Origin of the sequence: Paenibacillus chungangensis (genome assembly GCF_042675905.1) — a bacterium.
Lineage (GTDB): Bacteria > Bacillota > Bacilli > Paenibacillales > Paenibacillaceae > Pristimantibacillus > Pristimantibacillus chungangensis.
In genome coordinates this window covers 185,035-201,859 of record NZ_JBHTJZ010000004.1, presented here as the reverse complement: position 1 = coordinate 201,859, position 16,825 = coordinate 185,035, and the positions used below count along the sequence as shown (strand labels likewise).

General features: G+C 47.5%; 12 protein-coding genes. 5 read left to right on the top strand and 7 right to left on the bottom strand.

Annotation, left to right across the window (positions count from 1 at the left end):
- Window positions 1-172 precede the first annotated feature (172 nt).
- The 6 genes from ACFQ2I_RS01685 to ACFQ2I_RS01660 all read right to left on the bottom strand — a co-directional run bounded on the left by ACFQ2I_RS01685 (window position 173) and on the right by ACFQ2I_RS01660 (window position 10,050).
- Window positions 173-3,907, bottom strand: a complete 3,735-nt coding sequence (locus ACFQ2I_RS01685; RefSeq protein WP_377561738.1) for a hypothetical protein — start codon at window positions 3,905-3,907, stop codon at window positions 173-175.
- Window positions 3,908-3,929: 22 nt separating this feature from the next.
- Window positions 3,930-6,026, bottom strand: coding sequence for a DUF4838 domain-containing protein (locus ACFQ2I_RS01680; protein WP_377561737.1), 2,097 nt, complete (start codon window positions 6,024-6,026; stop codon window positions 3,930-3,932).
- Between the two features lie 13 nt (window positions 6,027-6,039).
- Window positions 6,040-7,569 carry an extracellular solute-binding protein gene (locus ACFQ2I_RS01675; RefSeq protein WP_377561735.1) on the bottom strand — a complete coding sequence of 510 codons (1,530 nt, stop codon included), beginning with the start codon at window positions 7,567-7,569 and terminating at the stop codon, window positions 6,040-6,042.
- Window positions 7,570-7,629: 60 nt separating this feature from the next.
- On the bottom strand, window positions 7,630-8,493 hold the full coding sequence (locus ACFQ2I_RS01670; protein ID WP_377561734.1) for a carbohydrate ABC transporter permease: 864 nt from the start codon (window positions 8,491-8,493) through the stop codon (window positions 7,630-7,632).
- Window positions 8,494-8,505: 12 nt separating this feature from the next.
- A complete protein-coding gene (locus ACFQ2I_RS01665; protein ID WP_377561732.1) occupies window positions 8,506-9,450 on the bottom strand; it encodes an ABC transporter permease in 945 nt (314 codons plus the stop codon).
- 312 nt (window positions 9,451-9,762) lie between these two features.
- The gene (locus ACFQ2I_RS01660; RefSeq protein ID WP_377561731.1) at window positions 9,763-10,050 is read right to left on the bottom strand and encodes a hypothetical protein; all 288 of its coding nucleotides are present in this window, start codon (window positions 10,048-10,050) and stop codon (window positions 9,763-9,765) included.
- Here ACFQ2I_RS01660 and ACFQ2I_RS01655 point away from each other — a divergent pair.
- Window positions 10,042-11,943: a helix-turn-helix transcriptional regulator gene (locus ACFQ2I_RS01655; protein WP_377561729.1), complete on the top strand. Its 1,902-nt coding sequence runs from the start codon at window positions 10,042-10,044 to the stop codon at window positions 11,941-11,943. The two genes, ACFQ2I_RS01660 and ACFQ2I_RS01655, sit on opposite strands and share 9 nt — an antisense overlap.
- 63 nt (window positions 11,944-12,006) lie before the next feature.
- On the opposite strand, the gene ACFQ2I_RS01650 is transcribed toward ACFQ2I_RS01655, so the two are convergent.
- Window positions 12,007-13,014, bottom strand: coding sequence for a cell wall hydrolase (locus ACFQ2I_RS01650; RefSeq protein WP_377561728.1), 1,008 nt, complete (start codon window positions 13,012-13,014; stop codon window positions 12,007-12,009).
- 297 nt (window positions 13,015-13,311) lie between these two features.
- Between ACFQ2I_RS01650 and ACFQ2I_RS01645 the strand changes: the two genes are divergently transcribed.
- The 4 genes from ACFQ2I_RS01645 (at window position 13,312) to ACFQ2I_RS01630 (ending at window position 16,784) form a co-directional block, all read left to right on the top strand.
- The gene (locus tag ACFQ2I_RS01645) at window positions 13,312-14,073 is read left to right on the top strand and encodes an SDR family NAD(P)-dependent oxidoreductase (RefSeq protein ID WP_377561727.1); all 762 of its coding nucleotides are present in this window, start codon (window positions 13,312-13,314) and stop codon (window positions 14,071-14,073) included.
- Between the two features lie 544 nt (window positions 14,074-14,617).
- A complete protein-coding gene (locus ACFQ2I_RS01640) occupies window positions 14,618-15,598 on the top strand; it encodes a hypothetical protein (protein ID WP_377561725.1) in 981 nt (326 codons plus the stop codon).
- Window positions 15,599-15,616: 18 nt separating this feature from the next.
- Complete coding sequence (locus tag ACFQ2I_RS01635; RefSeq protein ID WP_377561723.1) at window positions 15,617-15,766, top strand: helix-turn-helix domain-containing protein; 150 nt, start codon at window positions 15,617-15,619, stop codon at window positions 15,764-15,766.
- A 301-nt stretch (window positions 15,767-16,067) separates the two neighbouring features.
- Window positions 16,068-16,784 (top strand): M24 family metallopeptidase, encoded by a 717-nt coding sequence (locus ACFQ2I_RS01630; RefSeq protein WP_377561721.1) that lies wholly within the window; start codon window positions 16,068-16,070, stop codon window positions 16,782-16,784.
- Window positions 16,785-16,825 lie beyond the last annotated feature (41 nt).

Sequence of the window (16,825 nt, the reverse complement as noted above, 5' to 3'; positions counted from 1 at the left end):
TAAGCGTGATAATCGGCTTTCTTGCTTTATTTCACAAAACAATGATTTGCAATTTGGTCGCGTGCAGGTCTCCCTCACAAATCGACAATCATTCCCCTTGCCAATCGTTAAAACCACAGGTATTTTCTTCTCCATCTCCCACTATCCGCCGCCGCTTCACAATCGAAGATATTTAATTCTGATGCCCTCCGTCTACCCATGTCGACATCGCATTATTGCGCCGATTGTATTCCACGTCGAAGAACTTGCCAGATGCATCGGCAATGCCGAGAAGACTGAACTCCTGACGTCGTTCAAGAATGGTATACGTTCCTGTAGAATAGATTTTAACGGCGTTTTCCGGTCCCGGAAGGATGGACAGATACGGATTGGCATCGCCCGAACGCAATGCCGTGCTTGATAAAGCACCGTTGTCCGGATACCACTTCTTCCCTTTTTCTGCAGCCGTCGAGCCCCCTACGACAAAATGAACGTTTAAATATTGAAGCGGCGTGGCGATGTTTCCTTTATTTTCGATAATTGCATAGAATCGCACAGCGTCTCCCGGCTCATATTGAGCTGCATCCACCCCTACTTCCGTAATCTCCAAATCGAAATAGGACTGCGGCTTATTTACCGTTACCGTTCTCGTTGCTGTCCATGTGTGCTGTATGCCATTGGCCGTTGTCACGGTAAACGCGGTCGGACTGTCGATATTGATATATTGGCCAGAGGCCGGCTCTACTGTGCTTCCCGGCATTATACCAATAGTCGGCTTCACATACTGGCTCTGACTATGGATATTCATCTGGAAATCAACCGTCTTATACACCGAATCCACAACGGAGACGCCCACTTGCGTGCCAATGAAGAAGTCAGTAATAAGCGCGCTGCTCACCATACTGGACCATGTGTTGTTCGTGCGGTCTTCTTCGTTCGCAAGATATTTGCTTGTCGAATCGGCTATCGCGAGCAGCTTAAAGTGAGTTCCTCCTGTTGGAATGGCGTAGGTGCCGTTCGATACGAACCGTACGCTCTCTCCGGGAGCGATAGACAGCTGCATATTAGAGAATGCAATGCCTAGAGCGGCACTGGACTGGTTACCATTGCCGGGATACCATCGCGTGTGGCTGCTTCCCGTTCGTTCAATGGCATCATCGTACCCTTCCACAAAATGAACCATGACATAATCAAGCGGGGTGGCCGAGTTGCCTTGGTTCTTCACAATGGCGTACAGATGCACATCATCCCCTTCGCGATATGCCGCTTCCTCCACGCCCACTTCCGTCACGATCAAATCAAAGCCGTCAATCGGAACATACTCCACGGTCAATGCAATCGCATTCCCTTCATTGCCCGCTTCATCAACCGGCCTGATGACAATCGAATTGCTGCCGCTCGTTAGAACTACTTTCGTTTGGAATGTGAGATCAGCTGCAATCGGCACAGCCGTACCAGCTACCTCCACGATTCCTGCTTCATTCACCGCCCCCGACACGACATACTCCGCCTGTCTTACTGTCTCATTGGCTTGATGGACTGTCGCGACTGGCGCCATAGTGTCGTAAGTGACCTCAATTCGCTTGGTAACGGTATTGCCTGTACTATCCTCAGCCGCAATTACTATGCTGTTGATACCAGGCTGAAGCGTCACCTGTTCATTGAACCGCAGCTGGGCATCTACCGTTGCAGAGTTTCCATTCACGGTTACAGAGGCATGCTCATTCACCTGCCCACTTATTTGCAGCAAGGGTTGATTCACAGCCGTAGCGATTTGATCCAGAGTTATTTTGGGCGGAGTAATATCGGTTCCTGCTAGTTTACCATACCGTACCCCTCGGCCTGTCGTTCCTACGAACACCAGTCCAAATACCTGTCTGCTGGCATCCATCGTCTGTGGTCTGTTGCCGAAGCCCGTATCACCCGAATCAATATCTTGCCAGGACTGACCATTATCGATGGAACGGAATAGCCCTTCTGTCTGTCCTATAACACCGTACATGTATACCGTTGGGTCTGCGCCCGTGACATAAGGCTTGCCCAGCGCAATATTAAAGGCCCGATTCACCCCTTCTGCTTGTGTGAATGTACAACCACCATCTGTAGATCTGAACAATCCTTTATCATCAAGACTGATCCACAATTCCCCTTCATCGGTGAACGAAGGCTGTATATAGATCCAGCGTCTATCATTCGGCAGCGGCAGCGTCGCCGTCTTGGTAAAATTCAAGCCGCCGTTCGTACTACGGTAGAAATCGCCCGTCTTGTCATCGATAAAGTAGAAGATGTTCCCGTTCAACCGATCCGACTTCAGCACATGGGACCACGTCCATGGTCCCTTAGCCGTCGTAGGCAGATCAAATATCTCGGTCCAGGTATGACCGCCGTCAGCAGTGCGAAATACAGAATAGTTGCTTGTCGTTACCAGAAATAACGAAGGATTCGTAGCGGATACAGCTACCTTCGTCGATAATGTGCCGACAGCCGGGAAGGAGGGAAATTTGGTCCAGGTCGTCCCGGCATCACTGGAAAATGCGCCTGATCCAGCGGATTTGGATCCGCCTACCATGACTACATGGGAAGGATTGCTCTCGGCATAATCCCAATCGTAAATTTCCGACATACCCAAGTAGTCAATGCGTTCCGGATATTCATCCGCATAATAATTAATGCCTCCGCCCATGTCGGCTCCCCCGATGGCAAGTCTCGTTCCTTGCGGAATAGATCTCACTGAACGAGTCGTCATCTCCTCGTGGCCTGCTTGAATCTGTTCCCACCTCACCGTCGATGCCGTTATATTCTCCGTCATCCATATGCCGTGCCAATCCGTGAACCACACCCGGTTGGCATGGTAAGGATCGAACTCCAGTGCACCGATTGAGGTTGCCCAATAAGCAGGCTTCATCCACGGAATGTCCGATTGAAGCTCAGAATTGGCGATGTCAATTCTCTTCCACGCGGTCCCGCCGTTATCCGAATAGAATAACACTCCTCCCATATTGTGAGGGCTGACGACTATCAGCTGCGGATTGGCAGGGTGTACGCTTATGCCGTTATAACCGGCCGGCTGTCCCTGATAATTCATCAAATTCGCGTCCGGCGTTAGATTAGTCCATAAGCCGTTCTCAAATTTAAGCACACCTTTGTCATGCTGCTCCGTAGTCACGTGCAGTGTTCCGGAAGAGGATAGCGACATTCGCGCAGGATGATGAGGATTATCGCTACCCGTCAACTTCACCCAGTTGTCGCCGGAGTCGGCGGACCAATATATGCCATCACCATAAGCAGCTGCATATACGACACCTTCTTGATTGCGGTCGAACAGCAAGGCCGTTATGCCATAATCGTCCTGGAGCGTCCCGGGGAATACGATCTCGCTCCAGGACAATCCGGCATCTTCAGATAGCCATAAGCCCTCCTTGCGGGATGCGACTAATATACGGTTAGAATCGAACGGATCAACCACAATCCGCTCCCCTACCCAGCGCAAATCGCCATTTCCAGAAAAATAGAGATCAATCGGTAGCTTGGACCAAGTCTCCCCTTTATCCAAGGACTTCAGCACAGTCCCCTTCGGATACGTATTCTGAGCATTGGACGCCAAGCCAACCGCCGCATATACGATGTTGGAGTTGCCGGGGTCTACAGCAATACCATCTACACTGTACCAGGTCCAGAGGGAGTAAGGCAGGTCATCGTTAAGCGCAATCCATCTCATGGAAGATTCATCCAAGCGGTAAGTGCCGCCCACATCTGTGCGAATATACATTGTGTCGTCTACGGGATGAAAGATGAGACCCGTTATCCATCCCCCTTCGCCGTAGAGCACGTTGCCGTATTCATAGTCAATTACAGGAATCGCTTTGCTCTCACTTTCAAAGAACATAACACCAATGAAAATACTTGCCCATAGAAGCACTCTTTTCATCTACCGACACCTCCAGTATTCATCAGCCTTGCTCGTTCAATTGCTCATAGAGATATTCATAGTGTCCGCGCATCCAGGTTGCGTTCAGACCGCTGGCGTAGTAAGGGCTGTAATCATAGTTCTGCAGCGGCAGCCGTGTGTGCTGCAATTCCTGCGCATAGGAATGGCAATAGCGGAATTCCCAACGGGCAAGCAACTCCTTACGATCTCGCAACAGTAAGGTCGTGCGTGTCATGTGATAATAGAACCTTACCATTGTCTGTCCATAATGGAATCGTATATCGTCTTCGATCAGCCTTTCGATGACATTCGGAGATTCTGCAGACATGATCGCTTCATCCAGAATGGCTCTGCATTCCTCCATCCCCTTTACCGTATCCACCAAGGAGATGCCCGCATTAGTCGTGTCCGTGGCCCCATGATATTGCATATGCTCAAGCGGAAACAGCTCGCCGGCCTCCTCTTTCATCTTCAGCCATAATCCATGCTTCTCCGGACTTCCGTAACTCTTCTGATAATGCTTCATGTACTTGATATTACTTAATGTCCGCTCCAAAAGAGCATAAAACGCTTTCATAATCGGGGAGACTTCCTTGTAATAACATTGAAAGTAAGCCTCTGTCAGCTTCTCGCTGTCGGCCGCAGCATCCCAAAGAAGCGCCGCATGCAAATAATTGTTCAACGCCAGCATGCCCCATCTTCCGCTCGTCATGTGCATGTAATAGAAATGCCGCGTTCCCGTCTTGTAATAGAACGGAATATCATGAGCAATGATCCTTCTCAAGACAATAGGCATTGCCGCAAATGATCTGACGCCGTAATATTCGCCGATAAACAGCTCGCCCTTATAATGGCGCTGCTCCCCCTCTGTCCAGTTCCGATAGTGCTGCAGTACGGGCAAGTTCGTCTCCGTGCAGCCCTCGTCGTCTATCGTATGAACATAACATCTCTCTATAGGAAAGAAGATGGCTACACAATTGTCATAATCAAAGCCGTCTGGCAGCGGCCGATCTGGCGCAGGAAGCGTCTCGTGATACGCAGGGAAGAGAATACGGACATTCCGCTTTAAACCTCCTGCCTTGATCGCCTCGACAATCTTCTGTCTAAGCTGGTGAACAAGCCCGATAAGTCTGCTCGTCAAGTTGCCGCTATCAGTACATGCTTCGCAGCCGCACCAATTACCGTTATCCAAAGGCCAGAAGTTCAAGACATCGACATACCTCAAATCTCCTTCGGCTAGGGCGCGAACAATGTTATGCGCCAGCTCCTCTGTCGCTTCCGGATGCGAGAAGCAATGGTTGTCTCCGGCAAAGAACTGTTCCTTCTCGGCATCAGGACTCCTCCTGCATTGTCTCTCTCCATTCACGAGAGCGAACCAATCGGGATGGTTATCGAAGTAGTGCAGCGGGTTCATAAAACGATAAAGAATATCATGTCCTCCGCCGCCAATGGCAATGCCTCGTTTCTTCCATGCATGCGGATTGGCAACCTTGTACAAATGAACATAATTCATCCGATTGCGGCCCAGCCAGTCTAACAAATCCATATGCCGATCATCAATAAATTCGGAATAGCAGCCTCTGGTGCGAAAATGCGGACTCTCTTGCATGTACAGCTCCGGAAGCTGGTGCAGCGCTTCCGGGAATACCGTCCCTAGCTTGCCAGGGGCGTACCACTGAAATCCAAGAGTGTCCAAAAAAGCATAGGCGGCGTATAACGTCCCCGTTCTTCCGCTGCCGCACAATGCCCAGCAACGTTCCCCTTCCCTATAGAAGGTGTCGATACGGAAGGCTTCATCTGACCTGTCCGCTGCGATCTCCTCGCGAATACTGGGTAAACCTTGTTCCATAAGCAGCTTCGCAAAGACACTGGAGCCGCCGCTTCCCAGAAAAATCCCGCTTCCTGAATGCATGCTTCCATCCATAGGCGCCAACCGGATATCGCTCTCTTCACCCCATACGAGCTGAAGATGGAGCCGAAGCTCCATCGCGGCAAAGCACTCTGTGCAATATACAGCTCTTGCGTCTCCATCATCCCACCAATTGATCTCTTGCTCAGCGCTAGCAGCCTCTTCAATGCTGGGGAATGTCCCTTTATCTACATAAATTGTGAGCTTCATCTCTTTTATCCTCTTATTCCATGCCTGTTACCGCTAAACGGTCGTACGCATTCTTGTACAGTGCCGTTAGTTCGGACAGTCCAAGATTATGGAGTCCCTCTACATACTTATCCCAGTCGGCGAAGCTTTGTTTCCCGATAATGAACTGGATGACGTTCTCATCCCGATACTTATCCAGTGCTGCGCCTTTCGTTGTAATGATTTCCAGCTCTTGCTGATTGAAATCAGGGATGCTCCGATACGGTGCATCGTACTTCCGCGCTTCCTGGTATGCCGTTTGCAGTTCATCCGATGCCAATACGAGCGACGAGTTGTAATCCACCCATGTATACGTTCCATTCGTTAGCAGACCTGTCTGAATGCGTTGATCGATCGCGTCCTTGTATGAGGTTACAAATTGCTTGTTCCCGTCAACGACTTGATAATGCTCTCCCTCCTTGCCCCAGCTGAGCAGTTCGCGTCCCTTCTCACTGTAATAAAAGTCGATGGTGCGCATAGCTTCTTTAATCTTCTTGGAATTGGACGCAACGGTAAGGCCCGAATTGACAACATGCATATAAGCATTTAATGGTTCTCCCCCTTGCAATCCCACTGGCGGCGCCATAAATGCCAGATGGAATGCCGGGTTGCCTTCACGCAAGCTGTTGTTGAAAAAGTCAATGCGTCCAATGTAATCAATGGTGACAAACGCGCGATCCGTAGACATCAGATCCTGCCATTTCTTCGCATCGACGGACAGCCAGTCAGGCGGGATAAGCCCTTCTTTGTAGAAGAGATGCAAATACTCCAGCATACTCTTGTAATGATTCTCTCCCGGCCCGAACTTCACTTCCCCTCCATCGTTATAGAAGCCCTCATTCGTGTCGAAATGAGCCGACAGCAGTTTAAGAAGCAGCAAATTATTGCCTAACCGGAAGCTGAGCGGATAACTGTCGGGATACAACTCCTTCAACTGCTTGAGTACGGTGTATAGCTCATCAAACGTGGCTGGCGCCTGCAATTGATGCTTGCTGAATATATCTTCGCGATACATCCAAATCATTCGATTCCCCTCGCCCATTCCCTCATTAGGAAACATGTACAAGTTGCCATCCGCCGCCAATTGCGCCTTCACGATTTCCGGATACTGCTGCATCCATTGTTTGAAATTCGGCATATCCTCAACGTAATCCAGGATATTAGCCAGCGCTCCTTGTTGACCGAATTTATTCGCTACAGCTTTGCCGTACATGAACATAATGTCCGGCATCTCCCCAGAAGCGATCGTCAAATTGAGCGTATCGTCCAACGAACCGGACGGCGTCTGAACTTCGAAGGAAGCTCCCGTCTGTTCTTCGATGAGCCTCCAAACCGGCCAATCCTTGTTGTAAGGATAGCTTGGGTGCGAATCTACCAACATGCTTAACGTGATTCCTTCAGTGCTTTTCCCTTCTTGAAGCCCGTTCTGTTGCTCGTTGTCCTCTTCCTCTCCTCCACAGCCGGCCACAAGCCCGAATATAAGCGCCATTAATGTCAGTAATAATACAGTCTTTTTCATCTTCATATCCATATCCCCCATCATTATTTTGCATGCGATGTATCCATGTCATAAAATTGCTTCTGCTTATCCCTTAACCGCTCCTACGAGAGCACCTTTCACAAAATACTTTTGCAGGAATGGATATACAAGCAGAATCGGAACGGTAGCCGCCATAATCGTTGCATACTTTAAGGACTCTTCCACGATAACGCCATCACCGACGCTGGTGGCATCGGATGAATTCAGTTGACCGGCGAGCACGATATTGCGAAGTACAATTTGCAAAGGGAACAGATCAGGATCCCGCAAGTACAAGAGCGGCAGCATAAAGTTATTCCACATGGCCACGGCGTAGAAAAGTCCGATTGTCGCAAATATCGCTTTTGAAAGCGGCAACACGATTTTAAAGAAAACACCCGCTTCGGTCAGTCCTTCCAGCTTGCCGGATTCCTCCAGTTCCACTGGTATCGCGCTGAAAAATGTCCGCATGATCAATAAATTCCATGTGCTTACAGCTGCCGGCAAAACCATTCCCCAAAGTGTATCCATCAAACCGTAGGACTTGACGACAAGAAAAGTGGGGATCATTCCGCCGTTGAAAAACATCGTAAATATAATAATTAGCGTAAAACTCTTGCGGAAAGGCATCTCCCTCTTGGACAAGGCATACGCCCCAAGCGAAGTAATGATCAAGGATAGCAATGTCCCAATTATTGTATAGAGAACGGTATTGGTGTAGCCAGTCAGTATACGAGGGTCGCTCAGCACGAACTTGTACATGTCCAGGTTGAAACCCTTGGGAAGCCATAATACCTGTCCTTTCATGACATAAATATCCTGACTTAAAGAAATAATCGCCATATACCAGAAAGGATACAACGTTATGAACACAATGCCTGACAGCAAAACTCCGTTAAATACGGTAAAAAGAGAAAGCCTGCTTCTCACTCTTCACCCTCCTTACCATAAGCTCGTTTGCGATAATTTTCGGCTCAAATAATTCGTTGATAGGATGAAAATCATGCTGATTACGCCGGTAAAGACATCAATCGCGGCCGCATAGCTAAAGTTCCCTTGCATAAGCCCGACACGGTAGACAAATGTGCTTAATATATCGGCTGTCTCATAGGTGGCGGGGTTATAAAGCAAAAAGACCTTCTCAAAGCCAATCTCGATAACCTTGCCGACGTTTAAAATAAGAAGAACCACGATCGTCGATGAAATGCCCGGAAGTGTAATATGCCATAGCTTTCGCCATCTCGATGCGCCGTCAATCTCAGCAGCTTCGTAGTATACGGGATCAATTGCAGTCAGAGCAGCCAGGTACAAAATGCTCTCCCAGCCTATATGCTGCCAAATTTCCGACATGACGTATACGGAGCGGAAATATTCCGGCATAACCAGAAAATTGATCGGCTCAAATCCTAACATCGCGATCGCATCGTTCACAATGCCGCCAGACGGTGATAAAAACATCACAACCATACTGGCGACTACGACATTGGAAATAAAGTGCGGCAAATAACTGACGGTCTGCACGAAGCGTTTGAATACCATATGGCTTAATTCATTCAGCAGCAGTGCCAGAACGATTGGTGCAGGAAATCCGAAAACCAGTTTGTAGAAACCTAGTAGAAACGTATTGCGAAGCAGTTTACCAAAGTCAGGATTTTCAAAAAACATGCTATAGTACTTTACTCCAACCCAGTCGCTTTCCCAAATACCAATGAAAGGATTATAGCTTTTGAATGAAATGACAATTCCAAACATGGGCACATACTTGAATAACAGATAATAAAGCAGACACGGTAAAAACATATAAAGCAAGTATCTGTGTTTTCGAATGTTGCGGAACACTCCCGCCCCTCTCACAGATCCGGTAGCGGCTCCTAGCTTTGCTTGCATGTTGATTAAGCATTCTCCCTTCTGATCATTCGTTGGTGCTATCATCAGTACCGATGGCTGTCTTAACCTTACTGGGCGAGACACATCTCCACAATGCTCAATATTCCGGAAAACAAGCAAAATGCCTGCTGTTATCAAGTTTACTGATAATACGGATAACTATTGATAAAACGGATATCTCTGCAAAAATGAAAAATGTGGTATCTTTATTTCTATACAAAACGGAAACAGAACAGGATGATCAGCGTGCGTAGAACATTCATGATGAGAGCAACGAACACAACCATATTTCTGAAACTATTTACTAGTTTTTTAGTCATTATTATGATGCTTGTCTCCTTCAGTTTTGCGTCCAACGTTTATTTTCTTCGGCATGCCCGAAAAGAAATCCTCGATGCTCACCTGTCCAATTTCGTCACCACTGTCAATAATTACGAAACGCATTTGAAATATGCTAAAAAATTCGGCATGAATCTCTTTGTCAACGATCAGGTAAATGTGTTCATAAACGCAGCCCAACCTTCCGCCGATTACGATTTTATATATCAGATCTGGAAAAGCCTGCAAGCCTCTCTGTCGGACACCAACATGATGATCCATAACATATTCTACTTACTGCCGGATAGCGGAATCGTTATCGAGAAAGATGGAACCCGCTCCTTCAATGAAATGTTCGCCAAATACTATGAACATCCCGTATACACACAAGATTTCTGGTTGAATCAGCTTAGCATCCCCTATAGCTACAAGCTGTTTCCGGAGTCAGAATTTCATTCTCATGTCGGGATATCTTCGCAGAGCGTAGGAAGTTATCTGCCCATACTTATTAAAAACCGTTTTAACGATCGTTTCTCATTAATTATGCTGCTGGATTCTGGAAAAATGTTCAATACATTCTACCAGCCTGCAAGAGACGGGGACCTCTATATATTCGACGAGGAAGACAATCCAGTATTCTCATCTCGCAACATCGAAGACTCTCCTATGCCGGCCTTGCAGGCGACAACGATCAGGGATGGATACGTGAAGCAAGGAAACCACTATTACTATTATCGGAAAGGTCCGGAATCCCAGCTCACCTATGTAAGCGTTATCCCAACGGTGCTTATCGAATCCAAATTCACCCAGCTAAACGGGATTCTTATTGGATTTTTGGCTCTTTCCTGTGCGCTAAGCTTAGGATTATCCTTATACTTTACCAGAAATCTAAATACACCTATTCACGAGCTGCTGAAGGTGATTCGGCAAGAAGTTGTGTCCAAGCCAAGAAAAAGCAAGATTAAAGAGCTGGACTTCATGCAAGACAAGGTGCAGGAAATGATGCGGGCCTATCAGGATATCAAACAGGAAGTAACCCAAAAGAAATCACTGCTCAAAAACTTTGTCTATATAAATTACTTAAAGAAAATTCATACCCGGCAAAGCGACTTCAACATCCAGCCCGAATTAACAAAACCATTTATCCTTATCGGATTTCATATTCTCTATCGGAGCAACCATACGCTTCCGTCAGGCACTGATGAACAAAAAGCATCCTATTACATTAAAGAGCTGGTTCATGCGCATTTGGCCAAAAGCTACAGTGACCTGTTGACCCTTCAAATGGAGCGTCAAATTATTCTATGCATCTTGTTCCCCAAGGAAGGAGAACAACGTCACATCACTGACCATCTGGAGAAATTCAAAGTCATGATGGAATTGGATCATGCCTATTATTTGACGACCATTGCCGCGAGTCCTTATCAATCCGACCCGGCGGCATTCACTTCTTCCTACGAGAATATTATGATGAGGCTTGAGCAGCGAACACTCGGCATGGATGCCCAAATTATTGCGGAGAATGCTTGTACTCCTGAACCCTTGCGTGACGATTGGGAGCGAGCTGAGATCGCAACCCATCTCGAGGCCGGCAATGAAGAGGAACTATGGCTCATCGGGAGAAAAGCTCTTGTTCACTTGCACAAGAAGCAAGCGCCTCTTGCCTCTTTCACAAATCTTGCCGCCGCATTCAAGCAGCAGCTGATGAAAGTGTTTACGCCTGTTGAGCAACTACATTTTGAAGAGCTGAGCCGATATGAAGAGCAGCAATTGTTCACGCTCGAACAATACGAAGCATACTTCGGGCTGTTATCCCGCACAGCATGCGAGCTTCTCGCCCAGAAGAGGGAGCGAATTGAGCCGGTGTGCGACTTTGTGCTTAAGTATGTGGACAACCACTACGGAGAAGACATTTCCCTGCTTATTCTTGCAGAACAATTAAAGATAACCCCTTCATATCTTTCTTCTTACTTTAAAGAGAAGATGGGTGTTAACTTTAGTGAATATGTGCAAACTTACCGCATGCAAATCGCAATCGGCCTGCTGAAAAAAACAGACATGCGAATTCAGGAGGTCGCACAGAACGTGGGCTACCAAAGCGTCAATTCGTTCATTCGCAACTTCAAGAAATTTACCGGCTATCCTCCAGGCGAATATAGAAAAATGAATCATTAGAAAGAAAGCTAAAAAAGAAAGCCGATCATCCGCTTCATAAGCGTGATAATCGGCTTCCATGCATTATTTCGCGAACCGGTGATTCCCGATCGTAACAACACTGTCGAGACTGGACCAGAACTTGCCCTTGGATACTTTCGGATTATGGAAGTACAGCGCGCCTTCTACGTTGTTCTTGCCGTTCAGCGCATCCTTGGCCGCGCGCAGCACGCTCTTGTTCGGCTTGCTCTTATCCAGCAGGCCGTTATGAGCCGGCGGGAACTGCCGTCCGGAATAGATGACATCGCGAATCGTTCCCGGGAACCGGGAATCCTTCACTCGGTTCAAGACGACGTTGGCCACGCCCAGCTGCCCTTCGTACGATTCGTAGCCGGATTCCACTTGGGTCAGCTTCGCTAACAACATGAATTCTTCTTCTGTGAATGGCTTCGCTTCATTGTCCAGTACAGAAGGCACGACGACACGCAGCTTCGCTCCTGCCTCTATGCTGTCCTCGCTCTCCAGCCCGTTGCGCTGCAGCAACTCCTGCTCGCTGAAGCCATGCTCCTTCACCGCGTCAGCAAAGCCATACTCTTCGGATATGACGGCGAGCGGCACCGCTACCAGCTCTGCTACCCGCGCTTCCTCATCCCACTTCACGGTCGCATGCATCAATTCCGCTGCCTGGCGCAGCGGCAAGTACATGCGGCCCGCTTCCAGGAACGGGAGATCCTCCAACACATATCGGCCCTCGTTAAAGTATACGATCGGAATGTCTACGCCAAATACAATGCTATCTCCCAGCGTCGTCTTAACGGTCACTTCCTGATTATCTCCGTTCCATTCCGCCTTTCCGCCGAACAGCTTGGCTACACTTGCTACCGGCACGAACAGCCGTTTCTCCTTGAGCAATAGCGGATCGTTAAGCTCCACTACCTCTCCGTTCATGCTAATAGAGATATTCTCCGCCACCTTCACTTGCTCCGCCGCCGCGACAGAGGCAGCTGGCGCCATGCATAATAAGAATAATACAAGTGTCATGGCTATACTGTGCGTTCCTATGAATAATTTCTTCCTTGTCCAATGATTCAAATGATCGTACCTCCCAAGCTGTTATGAACATTGCGCAGACGGACATGAGATCGCTATGCAAGCTCAAGGCCTCCGCTGAGTTCATCCATTTGTGTCTATTGCAATTGCACGCTCATCATTTCCGCAAAATTATATCACAGGTCCAAGTCAGGCGAAGATTAACAATTTCACATAATTCCGGAATCCCGCACCGTTACTGCGTTTATTTAACTAACAAAAATAAAGTTATTGACTTATTGAATGTTAACTCACTACAATGAGTTTGAAAATAAATCCAAAAACTGAGGTGACGCCACCATGCAAATCGATCTGAGCGACAAAACGGTCCTTATTACCGGGGCAACAGGCAATCTGGGAAGAGTCATGGCACGTACGCTGGCAAGCTGCGGTGCGAATATTGTATTGCATTACAACCGTAACGAAGCAAAGGCGAAGGAGTTGGCCGGGGAAATTGCGGGCATGGGCGGACGAGCACTTATCGTGCAAGCGGACATCACCGATCAAACCCATATACAGAGCATGAAGGAGAAGATAGAGCAAGAATTGGGCCATGTGGATATCGTCGTGGCCAATGCGGTCATTCAATATCAGTGGACATCCGTGCTGGAGCAATCTCCCGACGATTACAAGAGCCAGTTCGAGTCTTGCGTCATGCAGAGCGTCTACCTGGCGAAAGCGTTCATCCCCGGCATGATTACGCGTAAGAACGGCCGGTTCATCGGCATCAATACGGAATGCGCGATGCAAAATTTCCCCACTCAATCCGCCTATACAGCCGGAAAGCGTGGAATGGACGGGGTATACCGCGTGCTGGCGAAGGAAGTAGGAGAGTATCAGATTACTGTCAATCAGGTAGCGCCGGGCTGGACGATTAGCGATGCTGACCGGGCGATCAACTCGGAAGACCAACCCGGCTATTCGCAGCATGTCCCTCTGAAGCGCAGGGGTACGGATCAGGAAATTGCGAATGCCGTCGCCTTCCTCGCTTCCGATCTGGCAAGCTATATTACCGGCGCTTACATACCGGTCAACGGCGGCAATGTGATGCCTGCGATTTAAGAGAAACGCCTGACAGCGTCGGCGTCCTACTCTCTCCCTGTACACACGCCCTTTTCGATGCTCCAATGCAGGATTCCTACACTATTACTGCTCGCACGCCCCTTTTCGGTGCTCCAGTGTAGGAATCCTGCACTAAATCTACTCATAACCGCATTTTCGTCTCCCAGTGTTGGCCGCATACACTCGAGTGATGCATAGGAAATGATGTGTTAGGAGCGACCACACTTCCGTTTTATGGAACATTTTTCTCAGAAGAAAAGTGCCAGCTTTTTGATGATATCCAGCAAAAAAATTCTAGAGATAAGCTGTGGAAGCGGTCAATCCTTGCACTACCATACCAGGGGGAACGCAATGCAACTGAACTATGGGGGATAGATCTATTGGAAAACCATATTGAAAAGACCATGCAACTTTTGACTTGCTGCAGAAAATGATAGCAGCCTGTATCCATGATTTTATTTGCGTGAGATAAATACTTACACCTTTATTGAACTTTATAAAATTGTGCCGATATTTGCGGCATGAGCGGACTGGGGATGATGGGGTGGCATTCAGCAAGGTTAAGGAATTTGTAGTCATTATGCTTATTGCAAGTATACTACCTGGCTGTGTGAACAGCGGAGACGAGTCCGTAAAGACAGCTCTACCGTCTCCCGTAACGCCTACAACACCAGCAACGTTCACGGATACCGCTAAGCCAACACCTTCGCAACCAGTCGAATTGAATTTGGCTGAGAGTACTATTATCGGCGAATCCAGTGTGGGTATGGTTTACGAGTGGCAGAACAAATTATTCACTCGGGAACGCGAAGGCATTATCAAGACATTAGGCGACCCTAACATGAATAAGTTCCAAGCATCCATATCGGCGGACGGCAGCCATCTACTCTATAATCGTAAGGAGAGTAAAGGTGCTTTAAGCCAAGTTCCATGTGAGATATCGCTTTTAGATGTGGAGTCTGGACAGGAGATGAACGTTTTAAACCCTGACGAATCCATTTTATGCCACAAATTTGGTTGGCTAGACAACAACATTTATGTGCAATGGAATGAATTCCCGTCATCAGGGTTAACCGATCTTACCATCTTTGACGGTCAGTCAGGTGAAATATTGGAATCAGGGTGGCTATACCAGTACTTGGAGAAATGGCAAACGAGAATTGTATTACTGCACCCGCCCAACAAGGACGAGGAACTCGAATCATTAGGTGCCGATATTCGTATTGGCGCATTAACACCAGATGGCGCGTTTCACCTTCTATTTGAACAAAATATTTACGAGGTCCAATTTCTCGATATCCAGGTGTCCCATTCTCTGGGAGCTATGAGCATCTTGTCTCATCATTTACCAACCCAATCGTCGCAACTTTGGATGGCACCGGTTGATATGGAGCAATGGAGCACTGGAGATTGGCAGACGGTGGATATCAAACCTGACCCGGATGGCAGGACAATTTCCTTTGACAAGGACGGCTTCGTTGTGCTGAGCGACGGTAGACGATTTGAGCTTCCATGGCTGGACTAGAACGTTACTAATATAAATATGACTCAATCGGAGTTAGCTAGGAAACTGGAAGTATCGGAAGCACAGGTTTCTCGAGATGAGCGAAACGAGTATTATGGAGCCACTGCAGAAAAAATTGAAGCTGTAATGAGTGCTATGGGAATGAGGGCAAGCAACGATAAATATTGAGGTTGCTACTGGATTAGGCGCATAATAGCGGGAATGTTTTTTGGACCAACAATTGAATATATTACCCCAATATAACGATAACCAGTTCATTTTTAGCGTATGTTGAACTAACGAAAGACGAGAGCTCAATAAATACCCGATGACGATGCTGCCGGCATGACCTGCAGAATCGTTAAGCTATCGGGGGAGTGTACATTAATGAGCTGAGTTGAAGGATTACATTCGTTGAACCCGAATAATTAAGTAGCTAACGCATGAGATATGTGAAAGTTACAAAGTTTAACCCAGGTGGAGATAACTTGTGAAGCACTTATCAGACTATCTATATGTTCAATCGATTGCAAAATGTTCAATGGAAGAACTAGGAGCTTTCATTAAAGAGGGGATAACTGAACGTGAGATCGTAATTAAAGCGGAGGATATTTTAAGTGAAAACGGGGTAGAGCGTTTTTGGTACTACAATATCGGGGCTTTCGTTCAAGTGGGAACGAGAACAAACATTTCTGAATCAGGGAGGGTTTACCGGCCGTCGGAGCAAAAAGTAGGCAAGAACGACATTGTGACGGTCGATCTGAGTCCGGAGATCAACGCATTCTGGGGAGACTATGCCCGTACCTTTATTGTGATCGATGGGAGTGTGGTCGATGAAAAGCAGCTTCTATGCCAACCAAACTTTATTGCAGATGAGTTTGGGCATGGGATACATACTGAGAAGCAGCTACACCGTATGTTTAAAGCGTATATTGAGCCAGAAAAGACCTTTGAGGAAGTCTATCTTTATTTGAACAAGGCGATCCAACAACTCGGTTACGTGAACCTCGATTTCGCAGGAAACCTCGGACATACCATTGAATTTCATAAAGAAGAAAGAAGTTATTTTGAACGAGGAAATACGAGGAAGATTGGAGAAGCGGAGTTATTTACATTTGAGCCGCACATAAAGCATGTGAACGGAGCGTACGGCTTCAAAAGAGAGGATATCTATTACTTCTGGAACGGCGAGTTAAAGGTCTTATAAACGAGAAACGGCGGTCCGGACATTCGCTACTTTAGCCGTCT

Excerpts from the sequence above, each read along its gene's own strand:
- ACFQ2I_RS01685 (WP_377561738.1), bottom strand. The coding sequence starts at position 3,907 with ATGAAAAGAGTGCTTCTATGGGCAAGTATTTTCATTGGTGTTATGTTC.
- ACFQ2I_RS01680 (WP_377561737.1), bottom strand. The coding sequence starts at position 6,026 with ATGAAGCTCACAATTTATGTAGATAAAGGGACATTCCCCAGCATTGAA.
- ACFQ2I_RS01675 (WP_377561735.1), bottom strand. The coding sequence starts at position 7,569 with ATGAAGATGAAAAAGACTGTATTATTACTGACATTAATGGCGCTTATA.
- ACFQ2I_RS01665 (WP_377561732.1), bottom strand. The coding sequence starts at position 9,450 with ATGCAAGCAAAGCTAGGAGCCGCTACCGGATCTGTGAGAGGGGCGGGA.
- ACFQ2I_RS01655 (WP_377561729.1), top strand. The coding sequence starts at position 10,042 with ATGATCCATAACATATTCTACTTACTGCCGGATAGCGGAATCGTTATC.
- ACFQ2I_RS01660 (WP_377561731.1), bottom strand. The coding sequence starts at position 10,050 with ATGGATCATCATGTTGGTGTCCGACAGAGAGGCTTGCAGGCTTTTCCA.
- ACFQ2I_RS01645 (WP_377561727.1), top strand. The coding sequence starts at position 13,312 with ATGCAAATCGATCTGAGCGACAAAACGGTCCTTATTACCGGGGCAACA.
- ACFQ2I_RS01635 (WP_377561723.1), top strand. The coding sequence starts at position 15,617 with ATGACTCAATCGGAGTTAGCTAGGAAACTGGAAGTATCGGAAGCACAG.